This is a genomic window from Burkholderia sp. Bmkn7 (genome assembly GCF_041103175.1).
In the GTDB taxonomy this organism is placed as follows: Bacteria; Pseudomonadota; Gammaproteobacteria; order Burkholderiales; family Burkholderiaceae; genus Burkholderia; species Burkholderia cepacia.
The window spans coordinates 291,851-317,709 of sequence record NZ_JBGCUH010000003.1 but is presented as its reverse complement, the minus strand read 5'-3'; the positions used below and the strand labels follow the sequence as shown (position 1 = coordinate 317,709).

The following is a 25,859-nucleotide window of genomic DNA, read 5'->3' as shown; positions in this document are numbered from 1 at the left end:
CAAGGCTGCGCATGCCGGCGCAATGGCGGCCATATGACGCGCGCGATGGCTCCGTTATGATCGGACGCTCATATCGAACGAAACGAAGGAGGAGACCGATGAAACCATTCGCCACGCTCGCCGCCGCCGCGTTGTTTTGCTGCGCCGCCGCGCACGCGCAGACCGCCGCGGGCGCAGCCGCTGCCGCACCGGGCGCCGGCTCGCGGCTCGACGACGTGCTCGCGCGCGGCACGCTGCGCGTCTGCACGACGGGCGACTACAAGCCGTATTCGTACTACCGTGCGGACGGCCGCTTCGAGGGCATCGACATCGACATGGCCGAATCGCTCGCGAAGTCGCTCGGCGTGAAGACCGACTACGTGAAGACGAGCTGGCCGAACCTGACCGGCGACTTCGTCGCGAAATGCGACATCGCGGTGGGCGGCGTCTCGACGACGCTCGAGCGCCAGAAGCGCGTGTTCTTCACGCAGCCGTACGTCGTGGACGGCAAGACGCCGATCGTGCGCTGCGCGGACGCCGACAAATACCAGACCGTCGCGCAGATCGACCGGCCGGAAACGCGCGTGATCGTGAACCCGGGCGGCACCAACGAGCGTTTCGCGAAGCAGTATTTCACGCACGCGAACCTCACGGTCTATCCGGACAACGTAACGATCTTCAAGCAAATCCTCGCGGGCAAGGCGGACGTGATGGTGACGGATGCGTCCGAGACGCTGCTGCAGCAAAAGCTGAATCCGGGCCTGTGCTCGGTGCATCCGGACAAGCCGTTCCAGTTCGGCGAGAAGGCGTACATGGTGCCGCGCGGCGACGTCGCGTTCCAGCAGTACGTCGACCAGTGGCTGCATCTCGCGCTGTCGACCGGCGAATACCAGGCGATCTCGGACAAATGGCTGAAGTAAGCGGGCTCGCACACGGCGTCCCGCAGCGACTTTAGCGGGCACCGACCCCGCGGCCGCCGGCCGCGAAAATCGCAGGGCGGCGGCGACCGAATCGCCGCCGTTACACTTCGACGCGCCGGCAAAATCGGCCCGATGCCGGCGAACTGGCCGAACGGTCGACTTCCGCGCCGGCCAATCACGTTTCAAAATCTTTCTGACGAATGAATCGTCGTGCGCGGCATCTGCCGAACCGCGCATTTTCTCGCGTGCAAATCGGCAATTCGTCGAGCCTGATACGCATGAAAAACGCATCGTGCGCACGCGCTGAAAACGCTGCGGAAAATATGGGTAAAAATGACCTTTTTCGGGCCCTCAAAAACAGCAAAAAATCCCGGAAAGCCTTATCTGGCGGGCGTTACAACCTGAAACACTTTGTTACCGCGAGGGGTCATTAATTCGCCCACAATGGCCTCAACGGTTTCAACACGGATGCGGTCTCGTGTGCCAAGTGTGAGCGGACGCGAAGCGCTGCGAGCCAGTCGGTCACGTACCGAAGCCCTTCCGAGGGGCATCCCTGTTGGAGTCGTTTCCGGCCCCCCGCCGGATTCGGTTTCATCTTTGGTCTCCTCGCGCTAACCCCGTAGCGTGTGGTTTTTAGCGGGCTAATAAGCCCGCTTTTTTTCGTCCATCGAAAACGCAACGGCCCGCAGGCCGCCGCATTTTTCCAGCGCGTTTTCCCTTCTTCATACCGCGCTAGGCGGTCTTCTGCACGTCGAGCTTCAGTTCCTCGATCATCCTGTCGCGCATCACGAACTTCTGCACCTTGCCCGTCACCGTCATCGGCAGCTCGTCGACGAAGCGGATGTAGCGCGGGATCTTGTAGTGCGCGATCTGCCCGTTGCAGAACGCACGCACGTCGTCCTCGGTCATCTGCTCGTCCGCGCGCAGCACGATCCACGCGCACAGCTCCTCGCCGTACTTCGCATCGGGCACGCCGAATACCTGCGCGCTCTGAATCTTCGGATGCCGAAACAGGAATTCCTCGATCTCGCGCGGATAGACGTTCTCGCCGCCGCGAATCACCATGTCCTTCAACCGGCCGACGATGTTGCAGTAACCGTCCGCGTCGAGCGTCGCGAGGTCGCCCGTATGCATCCAGCCGTCCACGAGCACCTCGCGCGTCTTCGTGTCGTCGTCCCAGTAGCCGAGCATCACCGAATAGCCCTTCGTGCACAGCTCGCCCGTCGCGCCGACCGGCACGATATCGCCACTCGGATCGACGATCTTCACCTCGAGATGCGGCTGGATACGGCCGACCGTCGTCGTGCGCTTCTCGAGCGGATCATCGGTCGAGCTCTGGAACGACACGGGGCTCGTCTCCGTCATCCCGTATGCGATCGTGATTTCGGACAGGTGCATCTGCGACACGACGCGCTTCATCGTCTCGATCGGGCACGGCGAGCCGGCCATGATCCCGGTGCGCAGCGTCGACAGGTCGAATTGCGCGAACGCCGGATGATCGAGCTCCGCGATGAACATCGTCGGCACGCCGTGCAGCGCGGTGCAGCGCTCTTCGGCCACCGCCGCGAGCGTCGCGACCGGGTCGAACGCTTCGCCCGGGAATACCATCGCGGCGCCCTTCGACACGCATGCAAGCACAGCCAGCACCATCCCGAAGCAGTGATAGAGCGGCACCGGGATGCACAGCGTGTCCTGCTCGGTGAACCGCATCGCGGTCGCGATCGAGCGCCCGTTGTTGACGACGTTGCGATGCGTGAGCGTCGCGCCCTTCGGGCTGCCCGTCGTGCCGCTCGTGAACTGGATGTTGATCGGATCAGTCGCCGAGAGCGTCGCGCCGATCGCATCGAGCAGCGCCGGATCGACGGCCTGGCGGCCGCGCGCCATCACGTCCGCGAAGCGGAACATGCCGGCCGGCGCGACGTCGCCCATCGACACGACCGTGCGCAGGCTCGGCACGCGCGCCGCATGCAGGTCGCCCGGCGTCGCGGTCGCGAGTTCCGGCGCGATGGTCTGCAGCATCTCGACGTACGCGGACGTCTTGAAGCGCTCGGCGGCGATCACGGCTTTACAGCCGACCTTGTTCAGCGCGTATTCGAGCTCCGCGAGCCGGTAGGCCGGATTGATGTTGACGAGCACCGCGCCGATCCGCGCGGTCGCGAACTGCGTGAGCAGCCATTCGCTGCGGTTCGGCGACCAGATGCCGACGCGATCGCCCTTCACGATGCCGAGCGAGGCGAGCCCGGCCGCCAGCACGTCGACCTCGTTCGCGAACTCGCGCCAGGTCCAGCGCACCTGCTGCTCGCGGAACACGACGGCCGGACGATCGGGAAAGCGGCCGGCCGTGTCGAGCAGGAACCGGCCGATCGTCGCTTCGGAGAGCGGCACGTCGGTCGTGCCGCGCACGTACGACAATCCGTTTTCGGGCGCGATCAGCGCCCCCACGCCAAGGTCTGCTGCCATGAATGTCTCCGTCCGTTTTTGTCTGACCGGCCCGACATGCGGCTCACGCGTGTCTGCTCCGCCGCCGTCGCGACGGATAGCCTCTGAGCGGATGATGCCGTGCGCGGCTGACGACACTCTGACATCGAATCGCGACGGACGGGTGAAATAGCACGACCGGACGGTATGATCCGACCCGTAAAAACGGATGAAAACGACGGGCGAAAAAAAAGCAGCCCGAAGGCTGCTTTCTTTCGCGGGATACGCGGCGCGGCTCAGTGCCGGCTGCGGATCTTCGCCAGACGCTGGATCGCTTCGAGCTGCGCCATCGCGGTCGCGAGCTCGGATTGCGCCTTCGCGAGGTCGAGATCCGACTTCGCGTTCTGCAGCGTTTCCTCGGCACGCTTGCGTGCTTCCTCGGCTTTCGCCGCGTCGAGGTCCTTGCCGCGGATCGCGGTGTCGGCGAGCACCGTCACGGCACCCGGCTGCACTTCGAGAATGCCGCCCGCGACGAACACGAATTCGTCGTTGCCGCCCTCGACTTCGATGCGCACCGCACCCGGACGAATCCGCGTGATCAGCGGCGTGTGACCCGGCAGAATGCCCAGCTCACCCGTTTCGCCCGGCAGCGCGACGAATTTCGCCTCGCCCGAGAAGATCTGCTCTTCCGCGCTGACGACGTCTACTTTGATGGTTGCCATATCGACTCCTGTCGATCGGAACGAGCGCTTCAGCGCCGGTTCCGATCCCATGCACGGCGGGTTGAGCGTATTACGTGAGCGCCTGTCCGCGAACGGATACCATCAAGGTATCCGTCACGGACGTAGCGGCGCCCGCTGCGTTACGCCTGACCCTTACGAGATCTTCTTGGCCTTTTCGAAGGCTTCGTCGATCGTGCCGACCATGTAGAACGCCTGTTCCGGCAGGTGGTCGCACTCGCCGTCGACGATCATCTTGAAGCCACGGATCGTTTCCTTCAGCGGCACGTACTTGCCCGGCGAGCCCGTGAACACTTCAGCGACGTGGAACGGCTGCGACAGGAAACGCTGGATCTTACGCGCACGTGCGACCGACAGCTTGTCTTCCGGCGACAGTTCGTCCATGCCCAGAATCGCGATGATGTCGCGCAGTTCCTTGTAGCGCTGCAGCGTCTGCTGAACGCGACGGGTGATCGAGTAGTGCTCTTCACCGATCACGTTCGGGTCGATCTGGCGCGACGTCGAGTCGAGCGGGTCGACCGCCGGGTAGATACCCAGCGAAGCGATGTCACGCGACAGAACGACGGTTGCGTCCAGGTGGCCGAAGGTCGTAGCCGGCGACGGGTCGGTCAAGTCGTCCGCAGGGACGTACACGGCCTGGACCGACGTAATCGAGCCCTTCTTGGTCGACGTGATGCGCTCTTGCAGCTTGCCCATTTCTTCAGCCAGCGTCGGCTGATAGCCCACTGCCGACGGCATACGGCCGAGCAGTGCCGACACTTCGGTACCGGCCAGCGTGAAACGGTAGATGTTGTCGACGAAGAACAGCACGTCGAGGCCTTCGTCACGGAAGTGCTCGGCCATCGTCAGGCCGGTCAGCGCGACGCGCAGACGGTTGCCCGGCGGCTCGTTCATCTGGCCGTACACCAGCGCGACCTTGTCGAGAACGTTCGAGTCCTTCATTTCGTGGTAGAAGTCGTTCCCTTCACGGGTACGCTCGCCCACGCCCGCGAACACGGAGTAACCGCCGTGCTCCTTCGCGATGTTGTTGATGAGCTCCATCATGTTGACGGTCTTGCCCACGCCTGCACCGCCGAACAGGCCGACCTTGCCGCCCTTTGCGAACGGGCAGATCAGGTCGATGACCTTGATACCCGTTTCGAGCAGTTCGGTCGACGGCGACAGTTCGTCGAACGCCGGAGCCTTCTGGTGGATCGAACGCGTATGTTCGCTTTCGATCGGGCCGGCTTCGTCGATCGGACGGCCGAGGACGTCCATGATACGACCGAGGGTCGGCTTGCCGACCGGCACCGAAATCGGCTTGCTCGTGTTCTTCACGGTCAGGCCGCGGCGCAGGCCGTCGGATGCACCCAGACAAATGGTACGGACCACGCCGTCGCCCAGCTGTTGCTGGACTTCGAGCGTCAGTTCCGAGCCATCGAGAATGAGCGCGTCGTAGATCTTCGGCATGCTGTCGCGCGGGAATTCCACGTCGATAACGGCGCCGATGCACTGTACGATCTTGCCTTCTACCAAAGCAGCAGTACTCATCGCTTTTCCTTTAAATACCTGATTCTTTACTCGCGCAAAGGCGCAGTTGTCGTCCGTGGCGCGCGCTTAAACAGCGGCTGCGCCGCCGACGATCTCCGACAGTTCTTTCGTGATCGCGGCCTGGCGGCTCTTGTTGTATACGAGCTGCAGTTCGCTGATCACCGTCTTCGCGTTGTCGGACGCGGCCTTCATCGCGACCATGCGCGCCGATTGCTCGGACGCCATGTTTTCCGCGACGGCCTGGTACACCAGCGCCTCGACGTAACGCACGAGCAGTTCGTCGACGACTGCCTGCGCGTCCGGCTCGTAGATGTAGTCCCACGACGTGGCCGGCGTACCGTCATCGGCTTCGAAGTGTTCCGACGACAGCGGCAGCAACTGCTCGATCACGGCTTCCTGCTTCATCGTGTTGACGAAGCGCGTGTAAGCGATATAAACCGCCGACAGCTTGCCTTCCGAGTACAGATCGAGCTGCGTCTTCACGGCGCCGATCAGCTTGTCCAGATGCGGGGTGTCGCCGAGGTGCACGACCTGCGACATCACCTTCGCGCCGAAGCGGTTCAGGAACCCGAGGCCCTTGCTACCGATCGCGGTAGCTTCGACCTTCTGGCCCTTCTCTTCCAGCTCCTTGAACTTCTGAACCGTCGCACGCAGCACGTTGGTGTTCAGACCGCCGCACAGACCCTTGTCCGTCGTAACGAGAATGATGCCGGCCGTGTTCGCACCTTCGTTCGCCACCATGAACGGGTGACGGTACTCCGGGTTCGCACGGCTCATGTGCGCGGCGATGGCACGGACCTTGTCCGCATAAGGACGAGCGGCGCGCATGCGTTCCTGCGCGCGACGCATCTTCGATGCGGCCACCATCTCCATCGCCTTCGTGATCTTGCGCGTGTTCTGCACGCTCTTGATCTTCCCGCGAATTTCCTTCATTCCAGCCATAGCTTGCTCCTTTGCGCCCCGAGTTAGCGCTTTAGCGCTTTACTCGGGGCTCATGCATCGCTCACCGAAGCGGCGCGGGCGCATCAGCACCCGCGCGGCCTCAGTGTGTCACTCGCGGATCAATAGGCACCGGACTTCTTGAAGGATTCGATCGCCGAGCGCAGTGCGCCTTCGTCGTCCTTCGAGAGATCCTTGGTGTCTTCGATGCGCTTGATGAGGTCAGCGTGGCTGGTCTTCAGGTTTTCGCGCAGGCCCTTCTCGAACGACAGCACTTGCTTGACGTCGAGGTCGTCGAGGTAGCCGTTGTTCGCGGCGTACAGCGACACGGCCAGTTCCCAGACCTGCAGCGGCTGGTACTGCGGCTGCTTCAGCAGTTCCGTCACGCGGCGGCCGCGCTCGAGCTGCTTGCGGGTCGCTTCGTCGAGGTCCGATGCGAACTGCGCGAATGCCGCCAGTTCACGGTACTGCGCGAGGTCGGTACGGATACCGCCCGACAGCTTCTTCACGACCTTCGTCTGAGCGGCGCCACCGACGCGCGACACCGACACGCCGGCGTTGATTGCCGGGCGGATGCCTGCGTTGAACAGGTCGGTTTCCAGGAAGATCTGGCCGTCGGTAATCGAGATCACGTTCGTCGGAACGAACGCGGTCACGTCGCCAGCCTGCGTTTCGATGACCGGCAGTGCCGTCAGCGAGCCGCTCTTGCCCTTCACTTCGCCGTTCGTGAACTTCTCGACGTACTCTTCCGACACGCGAGCCGCACGCTCGAGCAGACGCGAGTGCAGATAGAACACGTCGCCCGGGTACGCTTCACGGCCCGGCGGGCGGCGCAGCAGCAGCGAGATCTGACGGTATGCCCAGGCTTGCTTGGTCAAGTCGTCATAGATGATCAGCGCGTCCTGGCCGCGATCGCGGAAGTATTCGCCCATCGTGCAGCCGGCGTACGGTGCGAGGTACTGCATCGCTGCCGAATCCGAAGCCGAAGCGGCGACGACGATCGTGTATTCCATCGCGCCCGTTTCTTCGAGCTTGCGAACCACGTTCATGATCGACGAAGCCTTCTGGCCGATCGCGACGTAGATACAGATCAGGTCCTTGCCCTTCTGGTTGATGATCGCGTCGAGCGCCACCGCGGTCTTGCCGCACTGACGGTCGCCGATGATCAGCTCACGCTGGCCACGGCCGATCGGCACCATCGCGTCGATCGACTTGATGCCCGTCTGCACCGGCTGCGACACCGACTTACGCCAGATCACGCCCGGGGCGATCTTTTCGATCGCATCGGTCAGCTTCGCGTTGACCGGGCCCTTGCCGTCGATCGGGTTGCCGAGCGCATCGACCACGCGGCCGACGAGTTCCGGGCCAACCGGGACTTCGAGAATGCGGCCCGTCGTCTTGACGATGTCGCCTTCCGAGATGTGTTCGTATTCGCCGAGAATCACCGCGCCGACCGAGTCGCGCTCGAGGTTCAGCGCGAGGCCGAACGTGTTGCCCGGAAACTCGAGCATTTCGCCCTGCATCACGTCCGACAGGCCGTGGATACGCACGATACCGTCGGTCACGGAGATCACGGTGCCCTGGTTGCGAACGTCTGCGCTCGCTTCAAGGCCCTGGATCCGGCTCTTGATCAGCTCGCTGATCTCAGAGGGATTGAGTTGCATTATTCGCTCCTGATAGTCAATTCTGTTGCGTGCCGGCGTGGCGCTCAGGCGGTCAAGGCAGCCTGCATCGATGCGAGGCGCGCGCGAACCGAGGTGTCGAGCACTTCGTCGCCGACCGTCACGCGCACGCCGCCGATCAGCGACGAATCGACTTCGACCGTCGGTTTCAGCTTGCGCTTGAACTTGCGTTCGAGGCCCGAGACGAGACTGTCGAGATCCGCGCCGTTCAGCGGGAACGCGCTCACGATCTCGGCGTCGGCTGCACCTTCACGTTCGTTCTTGAGCGCCTCGAACTGCTCGGCAATTTCCGGCAGCAGCGCGATGCGATGATTGTCGACCAGCATCTGCACGAAGTTCTTCGCTTCGGCGCCGGCCGCGAGCGGCGACTTCGCAGCAGCAAGCAGCAACTCGGCTACTTGCGTGCGCGTCACCTTCGGGCTCGACGCGACCGACAGCACTTCCGGCAGACGCGCAACCTGGGCCAGCTCTTGCACGAGCGTGGACCAGGCGGCGATGTCACCGCCCTCGGCCACGCGGAACAGCGCTTCTGCGTAAGGGCGGGCGATGGTTGCAAGTTCGGCCATGATCAGAGCTCGGCTTTCAGTTGATTCAGCAGTTGGGCGTGGGCCGTTTGATCGACTTCGCGCTTCAGGATCTGCTCGGCGCCCTTCACGGCCAGCGTAGCGACTTCGCCACGCAGCGCTTCGCGCGCCTTCACGATTTGCTGTTCTGCTTCCGCCTTCGCCTGGGCGACGATGCGGGCGGCTTCAGCCTGGGCGTTGGCCTTGATTTCCTCGGCGACCGCCTGGGCACGCTTTTCAGCGTCGGCGATGCGCTGCTGGCCGTCATTGCGGGCCTGCGCGAGTTCCTGGTCCACGCGCTTGTGCGCTGCGTCGAGTTCTGCCTTGCCCTTCTCGGCGGCGGCGAGGCCGTCGGCGATCTTCTTCGAACGTTCGTCGAGGGCGTTGATCAACGGCGGCCACACGAACTTCATCGTGAACCACGCGAGGACCAGGAACACGACCATTTGCGCAAACAGAGTTGCGTTGAGATTCACGGTGTTTCCTTATCTGCTATTCCGGAAAAATGAAACGGTAAGGCGCTCATCGAGTTGCATTCGATCAGCGCCCCAAGTCTCCGTTCCGCCCTGCGCCGGCTCACGCCGGACGCATATTTCCGAGGAACCTTAGCCTGCGACGAGCTTCGACAGGAGCGGGTTCGCGAACGCGAACAGCATTGCAACACCCACGCCGATCAGGAATGCCGCGTCGATCAGACCAGCCAGCAGGAACATCTTCGTTTGCAGCGGGTTGATGAGTTCCGGCTGACGTGCGCAGGCTTCGATGTACTTACCACCCATCAGCGCGATACCGATACAGGCGCCGATTGCACCCAGGCCGATGATGATGCCGATACCGATGGCGGTCAGACCCTGGATGTTGGCGATGTAAGCTTGCATGATCACTCCTTTGTGAAAAGACTTGGAACTGAGATTTAAAAAACTAAAACGGAAACTCTTTTTTGCACGCCGCGCTTAGTGCTTGTCGTGCGCCTGGCCGAGATACACCAGCGTCAGCATCATGAAAATGAATGCCTGCAACAGAACAATCAGGATGTGGAAGATTGCCCAGACGCTGCCCGCGATCACGTGGCCAACGAAGCCGAGGAACGTTGCGTCGCCACCGAAGCTCCACATGCTGCCGAGCAGGGCGATCAACAGGAACAACAGCTCACCCGCGTACATGTTGCCGAACAGCCGCATACCGAGGGAGACGGTCTTGGCGAGATATTCGACGATGTTGAGCGCGAGGTTAGGGATCCACAGCAGCGGGTGGGCGCCGAACGGTGCCGACAGCAGCTCATGCACAAAGCCGCCCGCGCCCTTGATCTTGATGCTGTAGTAGATCATCAGGACGAACACGCCGAGCGCGATGCCGAGCGTGCCGTTCAGGTCGGCCGTCGGGACGATGCGATGGTGGGAAATCACGTCCGACAGACCGAGCAGGCCGATCACGCGACCCGGCAGGTCGACCGGGAGGAAGTCGAGGGAGTTCATCAGCGCGACCCACACGAACACCGTGAGCGCGAGCGGAGCGATGAAGGTACGATTGCCGTGAACGATGGCCTTCGATTGGTCTTCGACCATCTCGACGAGCATCTCGATCGCGCACTGGAAACGGCCCGGCACGCCCGACGTCGCCTTGCGGGCAGCCAGACGCAGCAAGACGATCGTCACGATGCCGCAAACGATCGACCAGAACAGCGTGTCGAGATTCCAGACGTGGATGTCGAAAATCGACGTCTGATGCGAGGTGGAGAAATTCTGCAAGTGGTGCGCAATGTACTCGGACGGATCCGGACCGCGCGTGCCTTCGCTAGCTGCCATATCGTTAATGCCACCCAAATTGTCGAAAATCGTTTTGCCCGTTCCGCAACACGCTATTGCGGGAACGGGCCGGTGCGGTTCGTTGTCGAAACCGCACGCTGCTTGTTCCTTACCGCCAGGCCAGCGCGATCCAGTACGTCTTCAGCACGACGAGGTATGTGACGAGGAACGGCACCCAGTGCACGCCGGCCCAGCCGAACGCCACTGCAGTGAACATCCCGATCGTCAGAGCGAGCTTCAGGGCTTCGCCCATCACCCAGCTCATCACGGTGGCCGAACCACCTGCCTTCAGTCGTGCCACGAATACCGCACTTGGCACCCAGCCGATCGCTCCGCCCAGAAACGCGGATTGCGCAGCGGCGCCCGGCGACTTCGAAAACAGCCACCACGCCAGCGTTGCAACCAGGGACAGAACCACTTGCGCGAATACCACCTTATAGGGGGTCACGCGCGAGGGCTTGCTCACGTTCGGGCCGAACAGCTTTTCGGCTTCTGCCCGCGTGAGCGGAACGATGTTGTTATCTTGCTGCTCGGCGTCCCAGTCATCGTCGGATTCGCGCCGCTCGCCGGCCGCCGAAGCGGTGCGTTGCGTGCGCTGATCATCGTGCCTGTCGTCCGGCGCCTGACCCGCCATCGCAATCTTCCGCAAAATCCTTGAACCCGGCCCCAAGCTTTCTGAAAGCTTTCAGGGGTGCCTAGCTAACAAATCCGGGCGATTGTAAGCGATAGTTGCAAGTGATTCAAGGCTTTAGACGCGACAAAAACCTGCGTAAAACGACGCCTCATCATGTGAAAAAACACGCGATTCGACGACGTACGATGACAGTTGTAAGGTCGCTTTTTTGCACCGGTATTTCTTGCTCGAAAAAACCCGGCGACGAGGAAATGGCAAGGAAACGAGGCCCGATGCGGGTGCCGGCGGGACGGCACGAACGCCGTCCGGAATCCGCGCCGTGACGCGGCCCCGCGCTCGCGCCCGGCACGAAGCACCGAGCAGGCAAAACCCTGTGACCACCCGGCAGCACCGGATGCACGAAATCCGGGCCGACGTCGACGCGTCGGATCATCCAATCAGTTGTCATGCCACCACAGGCAATCGACTGTGAATTGCCGGACTTATCAACAGCCCCGCAACCAGCGCGAACACTGTGCACCCGCCCCGCCACCCGAATCGCACGGCTGTGCCGCGCGCAGCCGCGTCACTCAACCATGAACGAGCAGCCACGCGCCGACCGCCGCGCTGGCGAGTGCGAACGGAATCGAGACCAGATGGAACGGCAGCCACATGCGCGGCTCCTTCGCGAGACGCACCGCGATCAGGTTCGCAAGCGAGCCGATCGCGAAGCCGAAGCCGCCGACCGATACGCCGAACGCGAGCGCACGCCAGTCATGCGTGAATTCCGACAACAGGATCGCGGCCGGTACATTGCTGATGACCTGTGACAACAGCGCGCCGGCCGCGTAGACGCGCAGCGGCGAATCGAGTTGCGCATTCGCAATCGTGTCGTGCACGACGGGCAGCGCAGCCGCGGTACGCAGCACGACGAACATCAGTACGAAGATCAGCAGCAGCAGCCAGTCGATCTTCAGGACTGCGTCGCGTTTGACGGCGAGCAGCACGATGGCTACACCGACGAGACCAGGCAGCGGATGATGCGCATCGGCGAGCAGCACGAACGCGGCGAACAGCACCGCCGCGATCAGCGCGTGCATGCGTTGCACGGGCAGCGCAGTGGCATCACCGGACAAGTCGAGCGGCTTTGCGCGAAACGCGCATGCGGTCAGCACGAGCAGCAGCGCCATCAGCGCGATCGCGAGCGGCCCGAGCGTGACGACGAAGCGGCCGAACGACACGCCGCTCAATTGCCACAGGAAAAGATTCTGGGGATTGCCGAGCGGCGTCGCGACGGACCCCGCGTTGACCGCCAGCGCGACGACGATCACGAGCCGCCGGAACGGCAATGGCGTCAGCGCACGCAACGAGACCATCAAAGGCACGACGACGAACAGCGCGACGTCGTTGGTGAGCCACATCGACAACAACGCGGCGAACCCCACGAGCAACAACGCGAGCCCGCGTTCGGAATGCACGTGATGCACGATGCGGTGTGCGAGCCACATCAGGCAGCCGGACAACTCGAGCGCCTTGGTCAGCATCAGCAGGCCCGCCAGCGTTGCGACCGTCTGCCAGTCGACACGACCGGCCAACACGGAAAATGGTTGCGGACGCACCCATTGCAGCACGATCAGGCCAAGTACGAGAACCGACAGCACCGGCTCCTGCGCAAGCCATCCCAACCACCGGCGCGGAGTCGGCGCGCCCGTCTTCTCCATCGGCACCGCGTTACTCTTCGGTCGCGACGTTGCCGCGCAGCCGCACGAGAATGCCCTCGAGCGCGTCGAGGTTGCCGAAGTCGATCGTGACCTGCCCTCGCCCGCGGCGGCCGAGCTTGATCTTCACCGTTGACGCGAGCAGGTCGGACAACTCCTCCTCGAGACGGCGCGTATCGCGGCCGCCGTCGTCCTTCGCGCGCGCCTTCACGGCCGGCGCTTCCTTCGTCGTGTGCGAGACGAGTTTCTCGGTCTCCCGCACCGACATGCGCTTGTTGACGACCTGATGGGCGAGTGTGATCTGCGTGGCTGCATCGACGGCGAGCAGCGCGCGCGCGTGCCCCATGTCGAGATCACCGGCCAGCAGCATCGTCTGCACCGGCGAAGCCAGGTTCAGCAGGCGCAGCAGGTTCGACACCGCGCTGCGTGAACGGCCGACCGATTCGGCCGCCTGTTCGTGCGTGAAACCGAACTCGTCGAGCAGGCGCTGGATACCGTGCGCCTCTTCAAGCGGGTTCAGATCCTCGCGCTGGATGTTCTCGATCAGCGCCATCGCCGCGGCGGCCTGGTCGGACACATCCTTCACGAGCACCGGCACTTCATCGAGGCCCGCCAGGCGCGCCGCGCGGAAACGGCGCTCGCCCGCGATGATCTCGTATTTGTCTGATGAAATGGGCCGTACCAGGATCGGCTGCATCACGCCCTGTGCGCGAATGCTCGCCGCGAGCTCCTGCAGGCTGCCTTCGTCCATCCGCGTCCGCGGCTGGTACTTGCCGGCCTGCAGCTTGCCGAGCGCGAGCGTGTTCGGTGCCCCTTCGATCTTCACCGCTTCGGTGATATCGGCACTGCCGCCGAGCAGCGCTTCGAGGCCACGTCCCAAGCCCTTCTTCTTTGGTACCGCGTTCATGTCTTTCTTCCTCGCTTCGCTCATGTCCGGATCACGACACCTCGAACGCGCGAACGCGGTCGATCATCTCGGCACCGAACTGGAGATACGCTTGCGCACCGCGCGAGCTGCGGTCGAACACGACGCCCGGCAGCCCGTAACTCGGCGCTTCCGCCAGGCGCACGTTGCGCGGAATCACCGCGTCGAACACCTTGTCGCCGAAGTGCGCTTTCAGTTGATCGGAGACTTGCTGCTGCAGCGTGATGCGCGGATCGAACATCACACGCAGCAAGCCGATGATCTTCAGGTCGCGGTTCATGTTCGCGTGAACCTGCTTGATCGTGTTGACGAGGTCAGACAACCCCTCCAGTGCGAAGTACTCGCACTGCATGGGGATCACGACGCCATGCGCCGCGCACAAGCCGTTCAGCGTCAGCAGCGACAGCGTCGGCGGACAATCGATCAGCACGAAATCGTAGTCGTCGGCCACGTGCTCGAGCGCGGCCTTCAGCCGGCGCTCGCGGTTGTCGATGCTGATCAGTTCGATCTCGGCACCGGACAGCTCGCGATTCGCGGGCAGCACGTCGTAGGTGACGCCGTCCGGCCGGATGCGCGCGTCGGTCACCGACACGCCGTCGACCAGCACCTCGTACACGGTCGCTTCGCAAGCAGCCTTGTCGATCCCGCTGCCCATCGTCGCGTTACCCTGCGGGTCGAGATCGATCAGCAGGACTCGTTGCTCCTGCGCTGCAAGGCTTGCGGCGAGATTGACCGATGTCGTCGTCTTGCCGACGCCCCCCTTCTGGTTCGCAACGCAGAAGATCTTTGCCATCGTTGGTGTGTTCCCTTTACCTTCAAACAAACGGCGCGCCATCGCGCGCCGGCCCTTCAATTCGCTTCGTCGACGGCCACTTCGATCAGATGCCGTTCGGCATCGAGCAGCGGCACCGCCAGCCGTATCGTCTGCTTCACGCGGCTGCCTTCCGGCAACCGCGCAATCTCGTCGTCCGGATGAACACCCTTCATTGCCCAGATCGATCCGCCCGGCGCAACCAGGTGACGAGCAAGTTTAACGAAGTCGGACAGGTCCGCGAAAGCGCGGGAGACGATCATGTCGAATTTTTCCGGCACTTCGACACCCGGCTGCAGCGATTCGACCCGCCCCGTGACCACCGACAGGTTCGCGAGCTTCAGCTCCGCACGCATCTGGGTCTGGAATGCAGACTTCTTCTGCACGATATCGTTCAGCGTGATCTGCCAATCCGGCTCGACGATCGCCAGCACGATACCGGGCAACCCGCCGCCCGAGCCGACGTCGAGCACGCGGGCCGATGCACGGCCACGCAGATGCGGAACGATGGAAAGCGAATCGAGGATGTGCTGGATCAGCATCTGCTTCGGGTCGCGGATCGCGGTCAGGTTGTAGACCGCGTTCCACTTGCCGAGCAGCGCGACGTAGTCGAGCAGCTGGTTGCGCTGTGCATCCGTCAGCGTGAGGCCGAGCGCCGTCGTGCCTTCGACGAGCATCTGTTCCAGTACGTCCCGATTAACCGCCGGCGCGCGACGCGCCGTCATTGTTGCGTCGGGACGGCGCCGTCCCCCTGCTCCGCTGCCGCTTCGGCCGTGCCATTACGACGGCCCAGGCCGCGACGCTTCAGGTGCACCATCAGCAGCGAGATTGCCGCCGGCGTGACACCCGAGATGCGCGACGCCTGCCCGATCGTTTCCGGCCGGAACTCGTTGAGCTTCTGGCTCACCTCGAACGACAGGCCGCGGACTTCGCGGTAATCGATACCGTCGGGCAGACGCGTGTTCTCGTTCGCATCGTTGCGTTCGATTTCCGATGCCTGCCGCTCGATGTAGCCCTGATACTTGATGCCGATCTCGACCTGCTCCTTGATCTGCTCGAGCAGCACCGGATCGTCGGCCAGCGGCTCTGCGGGGCCGCACTCGCCGCCCTTCAGTCCGCACACACCGTCGTAGCCGATACCCGGACGGCGCAGCAGTTCGGCGAGGCTGTATTCGTGATCGATCGCCTTGCCGAGGAGCGCGGTCGCCTCTTCCGGCGGCAACGTCTTCGGCGTGACCCACGTCGACTTCAGGCGTTCGGTTTCACGTGAAACAGCGTCGCGCTTCCGGCTGAATGCATCCCAGCGCGCGTCGTCGACGAGCCCCAGTTCGCGGCCGATCTCGGTCAAGCGCATGTCGGCATTGTCTTCACGCAGGCTGAGGCGATACTCGGCGCGGCTCGTGAACATCCGGTACGGCTCGGCCACCCCGCGCGTCACGAGATCGTCGACCAGCACGCCAAGATAGGCCTGGTCACGGCGCGGGCACCATGCGTCCTTCTCCTGCACGTAGCGGCCGGCGTTGAGACCGGCCAGCAGCCCCTGCGCGGCCGCTTCTTCATAGCCCGTCGTCCCGTTGATCTGTCCCGCAAAGAACAGCCCGTTGATCGCCTTCGTTTCGAGCGACGCCTTCAGCGCACGCGGGTCGAAGTAGTCGTACTCGATCGCGTAGCCGGGGCGCAGGATATGCGCGTTCTCGAGGCCGCGCATCGAGTGCACGAGCTCGAGCTGGACGTCGAACGGCAGGCTCGTCGAGATCCCGTTCGGGTAGAACTCGTTGGTCGTCAGCCCTTCCGGCTCCAGGAAGATCTGGTGCGATTCCTTAGAAGCGAACCGGTGAATCTTGTCCTCGATCGACGGGCAATAGCGCGGCCCGACGCCTTCGATCACGCCTGTATACATAGGCGAACGGTCGAGGCCGCCACGAATGATCTCGTGCGTGCGCTCGTTCGTATGTGTGACCCAGCACGGCAGTTGCTGCGGATGCTGCTCCGCACGGCCCAGGAACGAGAAAACGGGGATCGGATCGAGATCGCCCGGCTGTTCATCCAGCTGCGAGAAGTCGATCGAACGACCATCGATACGCGGCGGCGTACCGGTCTTCAGGCGGCCCTGCGGCAGCTTCAGCTCCTTCAGGCGCGACGACAGCGACACGGCCGCCGGATCGCCCGCACGGCCGCCCGTATAGTTGTTCAGGCCGACGTGAATCTTGCCGTCGAGGAACGTACCGGCGGTCAGCACGACCGCACGCGCACGGAAGCGGATGCCGATCTGCGTGACGGCGCCCACCACGCGGTCGCCTTCGACCATCAGGTCGTCGACGGCCTGCTGGAACAGCCACAGGTTCGGCTGATTCTCGAGCCGATGGCGAATCGCGGCCTTGTACAGGATGCGATCGGCCTGCGCACGCGTCGCGCGCACGGCCGGCCCTTTCGACGAATTGAGGATCCGGAACTGAATACCGCTCTCGTCGGTTGCGGCTGCCATTGCGCCGCCCAGCGCATCGACTTCCTTGACCAGATGGCCCTTGCCAATGCCGCCGATCGACGGATTGCAGCTCATCTGCCCAAGCGTTTCGATGTTGTGGGTCAGCAGTAATGTCTTTGCGCCCATGCGGGCGGACGCCAGCGCGGCTTCCGTGCCGGCATGACCGCCACCGACGACGATGACGTCAAATTCTGTGGGAAAAAGCATGGTGGATTCCGTACGCAGGACTGCGCACGAACCTATCTGAGAAATGTATGGGCCGAATTATAGCGGGTTCGCTTTTCACCCGAAGGCCGTCCGAATGGTAGGGTCTGTGCATTTCGGCGATTTTTCTGTGCTCAGACGCCGAATCCGTGGCGCAGAGCCCGCTCCGGCAACGCTTCCGGCCCGCCGGCAGCACATCGTTACGCCTGTGCAAAAAATTCGCTTGCCGGGAAATTTCACGTGGAACACATACCCGTTCGATGCCCGTGCCCCGCACGGCAATCTGGACGGAACACCCTGTGCGACCGCGCCCACCTCTCCCTCACAGAATTTCGGACGGTTCGCCCGACACTTATCCCCTGTGACCCGGCACAACATCCCCGGTGTGTGGAACAGGCGGCAGCCACCCGCGAACGATGCTCCGGATCGTCATCCGCTTGCACAGAGCTTCCGACTGTTTCCGTGGCACTTATCCCCCGGTTACTAGCCGTCGTGTGTCGAGGTCGCATCTCACCCAAAAACAAAAACGGCGTGTTTCACGTGAAACACGCCGCCCGTTTCCCGCCTACCACGCCACCGATCAGGCCGTTTTCTTCGCCAACCCGAGGTACGTCTCGATCACGCGTGGATTCTGCGCGAGTTCGGCCGCCGGCCCTTCCAGCGCAAATTCGCCTGTCTCCAGTACATACCCGTAATCGGAGATCTGCAGGGCAGCCCGTGCGTTCTGCTCGATCAGCAGCGTCGCCACGCCCGTACCGCGCAACGCGCTGATGATATGAAAAATCTCCTTCACGATCAGCGGCGCCAGCCCGAGGCTAGGCTCGTCGAGCATAAGCAGATCGGGCTTGCCCATCAGCGCGCGTCCAACCGCAAGCATCTGCCGCTCGCCGCCGGATAGCGTGCCGGCCGCCTGCTTGCGGCGCTCCTTCAGCCGCGGAAACAGGGTGAACACGTGATCGAGCTGGTCGAGGAAGTTCGCTTCACCGGCCTGCTTGCGCCGATACGCACCCAATACGAGGTTGTCTTCGACCGTCATCGTGCTGAACAGCTCACGCTTCTCCGGTACGAGGCACATCCCGCGTGCGACGCGCTGCTCGACCGGCAATGCACCGACGTCATGACCGCGGTACACGACCGCACCCGATGCATGCCCGGTCACCGGCAGCGCGCCCATGATCGCGTTCAGCAGCGTCGATTTGCCGGCGCCGTTCGGGCCGATCACGCTGACGATCTGCCCCGCGCCAACCTTGATCGCCGCGCCGTGCAGCGCCTCCACCTTCCCGTATCGGACTGCCAGCCCGCGCACTTCGAGAATCGGCATCGTCGTGTCCGTCATCACTCCACCCCGCCCAGATACGCTTCCAGCACCGCCGGATCCTGCTGCACGTCCTGCGGCAGTCCTTCCGCGATCCGCGTGCCGAACTCCATCACCACCAAACGATCGGTGAGATTCATCACGAAATCCATGTCGTGTTCCACGAGCAACACGCTCATGCCTTCCGCCTTCAGCCGCCGCAGCAGATCGGCGAGTTGCTGCTTCTCCTGGTAACGCAGCCCGGCGGCCGGCTCGTCGAGCAGCAGCAGCGTCGGATCGCAGCACAGCGCCCGCGCGATTTCCAGAATCCGCTGTTGCCCCAGCGCAAGGCTGCCCGCTTCGTCGTACATGTGCTTTTCGAGCCCGACGCGGCGGATCTGGCGTGCGGCCTCAGCCAGCAGCTGCGCTTCCTCATGGGCATTGAGCCGCGCGACGCTGCGCCACACGCCCGTACGGCCACGCAGGTGCGCACCGATCGCGACGTTCTCGAGCACCGTCATCGCCGGCAACAGCTTCACGTGCTGGAACGTCCGGCCGACGCCGCGGCGGACGATCTGGCGCGAAGTGAGCCCGTCGATACGCTCGCCACGGAACGTGATCGTGCCGCCCGTCGGCTTCAGCACACCCGTCACGAGGTTGAACGTGGTCGACTTCCCGGCGCCGTTCGGGCCGATCAGCCCGATGATCTGCCCCGCTTTTACGTCGAAGCTGACGTCGTTGACGGCCACGAGCCCTCCGAACTGCTTGCGCGCGTTGTCGACGACGAGCAGCGGCTCGCCGGCCGTCGGCTTCGCGCGCTGCGGCAATGGATCGGCGTGCTCGGGCACATGCGCGCGCGGCCCGCGCGGGAACAGCCTCGCGACGAACGGCCACACGCCCTGGCGCGCGTACTGCAGCAGCAGCACCATCAGCACGCCGAACACGATGATCTCGAAGTTGCCTTCCGAGCCGAGCAGCTTCGGCAGCAGCGTCTGCAGATAGTCCTGCAGCACGGTCAGGATCGCCGCGCCGAGCACCGCGCCCCACACGTGCGACACGCCGCCGACCACGGCCATGAACAGGAACTCGATCCCGTGGTTCAGCCCGAACGGCGTCGGGTTCACCGCGCGCTGCAGGTGCGCGTACAGGAAGCCCGACACGGCCGCGAGCACGGCCGCATAGACGAAGATCACGACGCGCATCCACGCGGTGTTCACGCCCATCGCCTCGGCCATCACGCCGCCGCCGCGCAGCGCGCGGATCGCACGGCCCGGGCGGCTGTTCAGCAGGTTCTGCACCGACACGATCGCGGCCAGCACGACGGCCCAGATCAGGAAATACAGGCTGCGCCCGCTGCCAAGCTCGATGCCGAACAGGTTCAGCGCAGGAATCCCGTTGATGCCGTCGTACTTGCCGAGCAGTTCGAGGTTGCCGAACAGGTAGAACAGCGCGAGGCCCCACGCAATCGTGCCGAGCGGCAGGAAGTGGCCGGACAGCCGCATCGTGACCGCGCCGAGCACGAGCGCGACGAGCGCCGTCAGTACGACGCCGACGATCAGCGCGAGCCACGGCGACACGCCGTAGCGCGTCGTCAGGAACGCGGTCGCATAGGCGCCGATGCCGACGAACGCGGCCTGCCCGAAGCTCGTCATCCCGCCGACGCCCGTCAGCAGCACGAGCCCGATCGCGACGATCGCGTAGAGGCCGATGTAGTTCAGCAGCGTGATCCAGTATTCGGGCACCTGCAGCGCACCAGGCAGCACCGGCAGCGCGAACAGCACCACGAGAAACACCCAGAAGGTCTTGTTGCGTACCATCGTCTTCATCGTGTCACTCCTCTTCCTCTTCCGCGTGCGGCGTCGCGAAACTCCGCCACAGCAGCACCGGAATGATCAGCGTGAACACGATCACCTCCTTGTACGCGCTCGCCCAGAACGACGAATACGATTCGAGCACGCCGACGAGCAGCGAGCCGGCGGCCGCGAGCGGATAGCTGACGAGCCCGCCGATGATCGCGCCGACGAAACCCTTCAGGCCGATCAGGAAGCCCGAGTCGTAGTAGATCGTCGTCAGCGGGCCGACGAGGATCCCGGACAGCACGCCGAGCCCCGCCGCGAACGTGAACGCGAGCCGCCCCGCCTCGGTCGTGCCGATGCCGACGAGCCGCGCGCCGAGCCGGTTCACCGACGTCGCGCGCAGCGCCTTGCCGGCGATCGTGCGGCCGAAGTACACGTAGAGCGCGCCGATCAGCACGAGTGCCGTCACGACGACCAGGATGCTCTGCACCGACACGGTCATGCTGCCGATCGCGAGCGACGCATCCGAGAACCCGTTGGTGCGCGAACCCTCCGCGCCGAACATCACGAGCCCGAGGCCGACCATCGCGAAGTGGACGGCGACCGACACGATCAGCAGCAGCAGCGTCGTACCTTCGGCGATCGGCTGGTACACAAGCCGGTAGACGAACGGCCCCATCGGCACGACGATCGCAAGCGTCAGCGCGATCTGCGCGAGCATCGGCAGCGGCTGCGCGGCAAAGCTGCGCGTGATCGCGAACACCGCGAGCGGCAGCAGGATGTAGCGGCTGCCGAGTGTCGCGAGTGTGCGGCCGAGCTGATGGCGCCGTTCGCGATGCCGGATCAGGCCGCCGACTTCGAGCAGGAAGCACGCGATGCCCATCACGAACAACAGCCAGCAGGTGGCGGGAAATTTCTGCGCCTGCAACGCGGCAAGCGTCAGCGCACCGTAGGCGACGAATTCGCCCTGGGGAATGAAGATCACCCGCGTGACGGAAAATACCAGCACGAGCGCCAGCGACAGCAATGCATATATGGCGCCGGTCGTGATGCCGTCTTGCGCGAGGATCGCTGCAATCGAGAGATCCATACGTTTCGTGTATCGAGAATGCTGCGGAGAAACGAAAGACGGAAACGGCCGGGGCGCGCGGACGGCAAGACCGGTGCGCAGGCACCCGGCGACGGGCCCCGGCGGTTCCAGGCGGCACGGGCGCGACCCGTCGGGCCCCGCCCCCTGCCGACGGCACGCACGGCGCCGTTCGCGCCGCGCACGCCGGTTTCACGTGATGCTTACTCGGCCTGCAGCTTCCACTTGCCGTCGACGATCTGCACCATCACGCGCGCACGCGTATCGAAGCCGTTGTGATCGGTCGGCGTCATGTTGATCACGCCGTGCGACACGGGCAGGTCCTTCACGCTTTCGAGCGACGCGCGCAGCGCTTCGCGGAACGCCTCGGTGCCCGGCTGGCCCTTCTTCAGCGCTTCCGGAATCGCGCGCTGCAGCAGCAGCCCCGCATCCCACGCATGGCCACCGAACGTCGCCAGCGAGCCCGCGCCGTAGGCCTTCTCGTACGCGGCCTTGTACCCGAGCGCCGGTTTCTTCACCGGATTCGAATCGGGCAGCTGGTCGGTCACGAGCACCGGGCCGGCCGGCAGGATCTCGCCTTCGCAGTCCTTGCCGCACACACGCAGGAAGTCGTTGTTCGCGACGCCGTGCGTCTGGTACACCTTGCCCTTGTAGCCGCGCTCCTTCAGCGTCTTCGCCGGCAGCGCCGCCGGCGTGCCCGAGCCGGCGATCAGCACCGCATCCGGATTCGAGCCCATCAGTTTCAGCACCTGCCCCATCACCGACGCGTCGGTCCGGTTGAAGCGCTCGTTCGACACGACCTTCAGGCCGTTCTTCGCGGCCGCCGCGTTGAACGTGTTGTACCAGCTGTCGCCGTACGCATCGGCGAAGCCGATGAAGCCGACCGTCTTCACGCCGTGCTTCGCCATGTAGCCGGCGATCGCGTCGGCCATCAGCTGGTCGTTCTGCGGCACCTTGAACATCCAGGCGCGCTTCGCATCCATCGGCGAGATGATCTGCGCGCTCGCCGCGAGCGAGATCGTCGGCGTCTTGCCCTGCGACACGGGATCGAGCATCGCGAGCGAGTTCGGCGTGACGGACGAACCGATGATCGCGTCGACGTGATCCTCGTCGATCAGCTTGCGCACGTTCTGCACCGCGCGGCTCGTGTCGGATGCGTCGTCGAGCACGATGTACTGCACGCTCTTGCCCGCGATTTCCTTCGGCAGCAGCGCGATCGTGTTCTTTTCCGGAATCCCGAGCGACGCGGCCGGGCCGGTGGCCGACAGCGTCACGCCGATCTTCACCTGCGCCGACGCCGTGGCGGCCGCGCACACGAGGCCCGCGGCAAGCAGAACTTCCATCCATCGATTCATCTTCATTTATGTCGTCTCCAAACGCTGCTCGAAAAAGCCTCGGGTCGCTCGGGCGGCTCCCGGTCTCCAAACAAGTTAATAATTTAACTATCTCGCCTTGCCCCGCCTACACTCGTTTTCCCGTGACACGCCGGCGCCGCCATCGAGCCCCGGCGATACTGCACATGCACGCGCCGCGGTGCGTGCCGATACGGTCGTTCGACCGCCACGATGCGCGGCGGCAATGTCGTCAGGATGAAGGGAACGGAGAAAAGCGGCGCTGCGCGAAACGCGATCGATGCGGCCGCAACGATCGCCGGAAGGTCGGCCGGCCGGGCCTGATACGGCCCCACGCGCGGGCAATGCAGGATCGGAAAAACGGCCGTTCATGCGAATGCGAACGACACATCGGATGCGAACGCAACGACCGGACACACCATCGTGCCGGCAGATTGCATCGGAACGCACATGCCGGCCGCAGGGCGGCTCGTGAAAGCCGCGGCATACCGATGCACGTCCGCCCCCGAACGAGCGGCGCCAGCCGCCCCTCCCGCCCCGATCCTTCGTCCCGCGCTTCTCATCCAACCGCACTCCCTCTTCTGCATTGTGCTTGTAGGAGAACTGCCGACCGTTTTCCCGACCGCACGGTCGGCGAAAGCTGAGTGTAACGGACGCTTTTTGCGCACGCCAACCGGGTAAGCCCGGACGGCACGCGCACGGCTGCGCGCCGGCGGCGATCGACCGGCAGGAATGGATGAAATCGGGGGACGGGATGACGCGCGAGTGACGCGAGGCAGAACACGGGCGCGCGGAACGCAGCGCGATTTGCCTGCACCGTCGATGGAAATTCGTGCACCAAATGAAAAAGCGCTGTTGGATTCCGTCCAACAGCGCTTTAGGGTCCGGGCACTTTGTGCCTCGATTGTCTCCTCGTTCTCCACCTGCAAATTCGTTTCGCGGTGCATCAGAACTGAAATGAATCTTAAAGAGGCTTAAGCACCACGGCAACTTAGCATTTACCCCTATGGTGCATCGCCGCACGAAAATGGGGCAGCAGCCAGCCGCGCGGTGCCGCCCCGAGCGCGCTGCGACGCGCTTCACGAGCATGCCGGATGGTGCTTCGCATCAACCCGCGGCGACGTGCGCGGCATGCGCTCAGGAGGCCCTGAGCGGCTTGATCCGCGCGACCATCTCGCCGACGATGCCACGCCGGAAGGCGAGCACGCACACGATGAAGATCAGCCCCGTGACGATCGTCGCCGATTCGCCGAGCGAATGGAACCACGCGACGCCCGTCGTCGACGCGAGCCATTCGCCGATGTCGCCGAGCCGGTCTTCGAGCGCGACGATCAGCGCGGCGCCGAGCAGCGGCCCGAACAGCGTGCCCATGCCGCCGACGAGCGTCATCAGCACGACCAGGCCCGACATCGTCCAGTACGCGTCCGACAGCGTCTCGAAGCCGAGCACGAGCACCTTCAGCGAGCCGGCCAGCCCCGCGATGCTCGCCGACAGGATGAACGCGAGCAGCTTGAAACGGTCGGTGTCGTAGCCGAGCGAGATCGCGCGCGCCTCGTTCTCCTTGATCGCGACGAGCACCTGGCCGAACGGCGAATGCACGACCCGCACGATGAACGCGCACGCGGCGACGACCACCGCCACCACGACGTAGTACAGCGCAACGTCGTTCGACAGGTCGAGCAGCCCGAACAGGTGGCCGCGCGGCACGCCCTGCAACCCGTCTTCGCCGTGCGTGAACGGCGCCTGCAGGTAGATGAAATAGACCATCTGCGCGAACGCGAGCGTGATCATCGCGAAGTAGATGCCCTGCCGGCGGATCGCGAACAGCCCGACGACGAGCCCGAGCAGCGTCGCGGCGACGGTGCCGACGAGCACCCCGAGTTCCGGCGTGAAGCCGAGCGTCTGCATCGAATAACCGGTCGCATAACCGGCGGTCGCGAGGAACATCGCATGGCCGAACGACAGCAGCCCCGTATAGCCGATCAGCAGGTTGAATGCGGCCGCGAACAGCGCGAACGTGAGCACCTTCATCACGAACACCGGGTACGCGCCGATGAACGGCGCGGCGAGCAGTGCGGCAAGCAGCACGCCGTAGAGCACTTTTCTCTGCATCATTTTTCCTTGCCGAAGAGGCCCGCCGGGCGGAACAGCAGCACGATCGCCATGATCACGAACACGACGGTGGCCGACGCTTCGGGGTAGAACACGCGCGTGAAACCCTCTATCACGCCGAGCATCAGGCCCGTGACGATCGAGCCGAGGATCGACCCCATCCCGCCGATCACAACCACCGCGAACACGGTGATGATCATCGGCTGGCCCATCAGCGGCGACACCTGGATCACCGGCGCGGCCAGCACGCCCGCGAACGCCGCGAGCGCGACGCCGAAGCCGTAGGTGAGCGTGATCATCATCGGCACGTTCACGCCGAATGCCTCGACAAGCTTCGGGTTCTCGGTGCCCGCGCGCAGGTAGGCGCCGAGGCGCGTCTTCTCGATCACGAACCAGGTCACGAGACACACCGCGAGCGACGCGACGACCACCCACGCGCGGTAGTTCGGCAGGAACATGAAGCCGAGGTTGGTGGCGCCGGACAGCTGCGACGGCACGTCGTACGGCTGGCCGGACGAGCCGTAGATCGACCGGAACACGCCCTCGACGACCAGCGTGAGCCCGAACGTGAGCAGCAGCCCGTACAGGTGATCGAGCTTGTACAGCCAGCGCAGCATCGAGCGTTCGATCAGGATCCCGAACGCACCAACGACCAGCGGCGCGATCACGAGCATCGCCCAGTACGGCAGCCCGAGGTACGACAGGCCCATCCACGCGAGCATCGCGCCCAGCATGAACAGCGCGCCGTGCGCGAAGTTGATCACGTTGAGCAGCCCGAAGATCACCGCGAGCCCGAGGCTCAGGATCGCGTAGAACGAGCCGTTGACGAGCCCGAGCAGCAACTGGCTCAGCATCGCCGGCAACGGAATGCCAAAGATTTCCATCG

The 25,859-nt window shown here is 64.1% G+C and carries 22 protein-coding genes; 1 reads left to right on the top strand and 21 read right to left on the bottom strand.

The genetic code is table 11. The features are described from left to right. Positions 1 to 98 precede the first annotated feature (98 nt). Positions 99 to 899, top strand: coding sequence for a transporter substrate-binding domain-containing protein (locus tag AB3K92_RS22890; protein WP_027788707.1), 801 nt, complete (start codon positions 99 to 101; stop codon positions 897 to 899). A gap of 732 nt (positions 900 to 1,631) precedes the next feature. Here AB3K92_RS22890 and AB3K92_RS22885 read toward each other — a convergent pair. From AB3K92_RS22885 to AB3K92_RS22785, 21 genes are all read right to left on the bottom strand, one after another. After that, a complete protein-coding gene (locus AB3K92_RS22885) occupies positions 1,632 to 3,359 on the bottom strand; it encodes an AMP-binding protein (protein WP_059816885.1) in 1,728 nt (575 codons plus the stop codon). A gap of 254 nt (positions 3,360 to 3,613) precedes the next feature. Continuing rightward, complete coding sequence (locus AB3K92_RS22880) at positions 3,614 to 4,039, bottom strand: F0F1 ATP synthase subunit epsilon (protein WP_006477288.1); 426 nt, start codon at positions 4,037 to 4,039, stop codon at positions 3,614 to 3,616. Positions 4,040 to 4,192: 153 nt separating this feature from the next. Further along, positions 4,193 to 5,587 (bottom strand): F0F1 ATP synthase subunit beta, encoded by a 1,395-nt coding sequence (atpD, locus tag AB3K92_RS22875; RefSeq protein WP_021160446.1) that lies wholly within the window; start codon positions 5,585 to 5,587, stop codon positions 4,193 to 4,195. Between the two features lie 66 nt (positions 5,588 to 5,653). Next, positions 5,654 to 6,529 (bottom strand): F0F1 ATP synthase subunit gamma, encoded by an 876-nt coding sequence (gene atpG / locus AB3K92_RS22870; protein WP_021160445.1) that lies wholly within the window; start codon positions 6,527 to 6,529, stop codon positions 5,654 to 5,656. Between the two features lie 119 nt (positions 6,530 to 6,648). Then, positions 6,649 to 8,190: a F0F1 ATP synthase subunit alpha gene (gene atpA, locus AB3K92_RS22865; RefSeq protein WP_021160444.1), complete on the bottom strand. Its 1,542-nt coding sequence runs from the start codon at positions 8,188 to 8,190 to the stop codon at positions 6,649 to 6,651. Positions 8,191 to 8,234: 44 nt separating this feature from the next. Continuing rightward, positions 8,235 to 8,774 (bottom strand): F0F1 ATP synthase subunit delta, encoded by a 540-nt coding sequence (locus AB3K92_RS22860; protein WP_006482713.1) that lies wholly within the window; start codon positions 8,772 to 8,774, stop codon positions 8,235 to 8,237. A gap of 2 nt (positions 8,775 to 8,776) precedes the next feature. Beyond that, positions 8,777 to 9,247: a F0F1 ATP synthase subunit B gene (locus AB3K92_RS22855; RefSeq protein ID WP_021160443.1), complete on the bottom strand. Its 471-nt coding sequence runs from the start codon at positions 9,245 to 9,247 to the stop codon at positions 8,777 to 8,779. A 129-nt stretch (positions 9,248 to 9,376) separates the two neighbouring features. Further along, a complete protein-coding gene (atpE, locus tag AB3K92_RS22850) occupies positions 9,377 to 9,649 on the bottom strand; it encodes a F0F1 ATP synthase subunit C (protein ID WP_021160442.1) in 273 nt (90 codons plus the stop codon). Positions 9,650 to 9,724: 75 nt separating this feature from the next. Next, positions 9,725 to 10,576 (bottom strand): F0F1 ATP synthase subunit A, encoded by an 852-nt coding sequence (gene atpB, locus AB3K92_RS22845; RefSeq protein WP_012492242.1) that lies wholly within the window; start codon positions 10,574 to 10,576, stop codon positions 9,725 to 9,727. A gap of 109 nt (positions 10,577 to 10,685) precedes the next feature. After that, positions 10,686 to 11,210 (bottom strand): ATP synthase subunit I, encoded by a 525-nt coding sequence (locus tag AB3K92_RS22840; RefSeq protein WP_021160441.1) that lies wholly within the window; start codon positions 11,208 to 11,210, stop codon positions 10,686 to 10,688. Positions 11,211 to 11,779: 569 nt separating this feature from the next. Beyond that, the gene (locus AB3K92_RS22835; RefSeq protein ID WP_042975633.1) at positions 11,780 to 12,910 is read right to left on the bottom strand and encodes an SLC13 family permease; all 1,131 of its coding nucleotides are present in this window, start codon (positions 12,908 to 12,910) and stop codon (positions 11,780 to 11,782) included. Positions 12,911 to 12,920: 10 nt separating this feature from the next. Further along, positions 12,921 to 13,814, bottom strand: a complete 894-nt coding sequence (locus AB3K92_RS22830; protein ID WP_021160439.1) for a ParB/RepB/Spo0J family partition protein — start codon at positions 13,812 to 13,814, stop codon at positions 12,921 to 12,923. Positions 13,815 to 13,845: 31 nt separating this feature from the next. Next, a complete protein-coding gene (locus AB3K92_RS22825) occupies positions 13,846 to 14,625 on the bottom strand; it encodes a ParA family protein (RefSeq protein ID WP_027788714.1) in 780 nt (259 codons plus the stop codon). Between the two features lie 56 nt (positions 14,626 to 14,681). Further along, positions 14,682 to 15,368, bottom strand: coding sequence for a 16S rRNA (guanine(527)-N(7))-methyltransferase RsmG (rsmG, locus tag AB3K92_RS22820; protein WP_042975631.1), 687 nt, complete (start codon positions 15,366 to 15,368; stop codon positions 14,682 to 14,684). After that, positions 15,365 to 17,335: a tRNA uridine-5-carboxymethylaminomethyl(34) synthesis enzyme MnmG gene (gene mnmG / locus AB3K92_RS22815; protein ID WP_104766626.1), complete on the bottom strand. Its 1,971-nt coding sequence runs from the start codon at positions 17,333 to 17,335 to the stop codon at positions 15,365 to 15,367. Before mnmG ends, rsmG begins: the two co-directional genes overlap by 4 nt. A gap of 577 nt (positions 17,336 to 17,912) precedes the next feature. Then, a complete protein-coding gene (locus AB3K92_RS22810; RefSeq protein ID WP_059676013.1) occupies positions 17,913 to 18,668 on the bottom strand; it encodes an ABC transporter ATP-binding protein in 756 nt (251 codons plus the stop codon). Continuing rightward, positions 18,668 to 20,452, bottom strand: coding sequence for a branched-chain amino acid ABC transporter ATP-binding protein/permease (locus tag AB3K92_RS22805; RefSeq protein ID WP_318826348.1), 1,785 nt, complete (start codon positions 20,450 to 20,452; stop codon positions 18,668 to 18,670). Before AB3K92_RS22805 ends, AB3K92_RS22810 begins: the two co-directional genes overlap by 1 nt. A 4-nt stretch (positions 20,453 to 20,456) precedes the next feature. Then, positions 20,457 to 21,512 (bottom strand): branched-chain amino acid ABC transporter permease, encoded by a 1,056-nt coding sequence (locus tag AB3K92_RS22800; RefSeq protein ID WP_021160433.1) that lies wholly within the window; start codon positions 21,510 to 21,512, stop codon positions 20,457 to 20,459. 200 nt (positions 21,513 to 21,712) lie between these two features. After that, a complete protein-coding gene (locus tag AB3K92_RS22795; RefSeq protein WP_021160432.1) occupies positions 21,713 to 22,870 on the bottom strand; it encodes an ABC transporter substrate-binding protein in 1,158 nt (385 codons plus the stop codon). Positions 22,871 to 23,998: 1,128 nt separating this feature from the next. After that, positions 23,999 to 24,973, bottom strand: coding sequence for a branched-chain amino acid ABC transporter permease (locus AB3K92_RS22790; RefSeq protein ID WP_048024050.1), 975 nt, complete (start codon positions 24,971 to 24,973; stop codon positions 23,999 to 24,001). Next, positions 24,973 to 25,857 carry a branched-chain amino acid ABC transporter permease gene (locus tag AB3K92_RS22785; protein ID WP_059816891.1) on the bottom strand — a complete coding sequence of 295 codons (885 nt, stop codon included), beginning with the start codon at positions 25,855 to 25,857 and terminating at the stop codon, positions 24,973 to 24,975. The genes AB3K92_RS22790 and AB3K92_RS22785 overlap by 1 nt, the downstream gene beginning before the upstream one ends. Positions 25,858 to 25,859 lie beyond the last annotated feature (2 nt).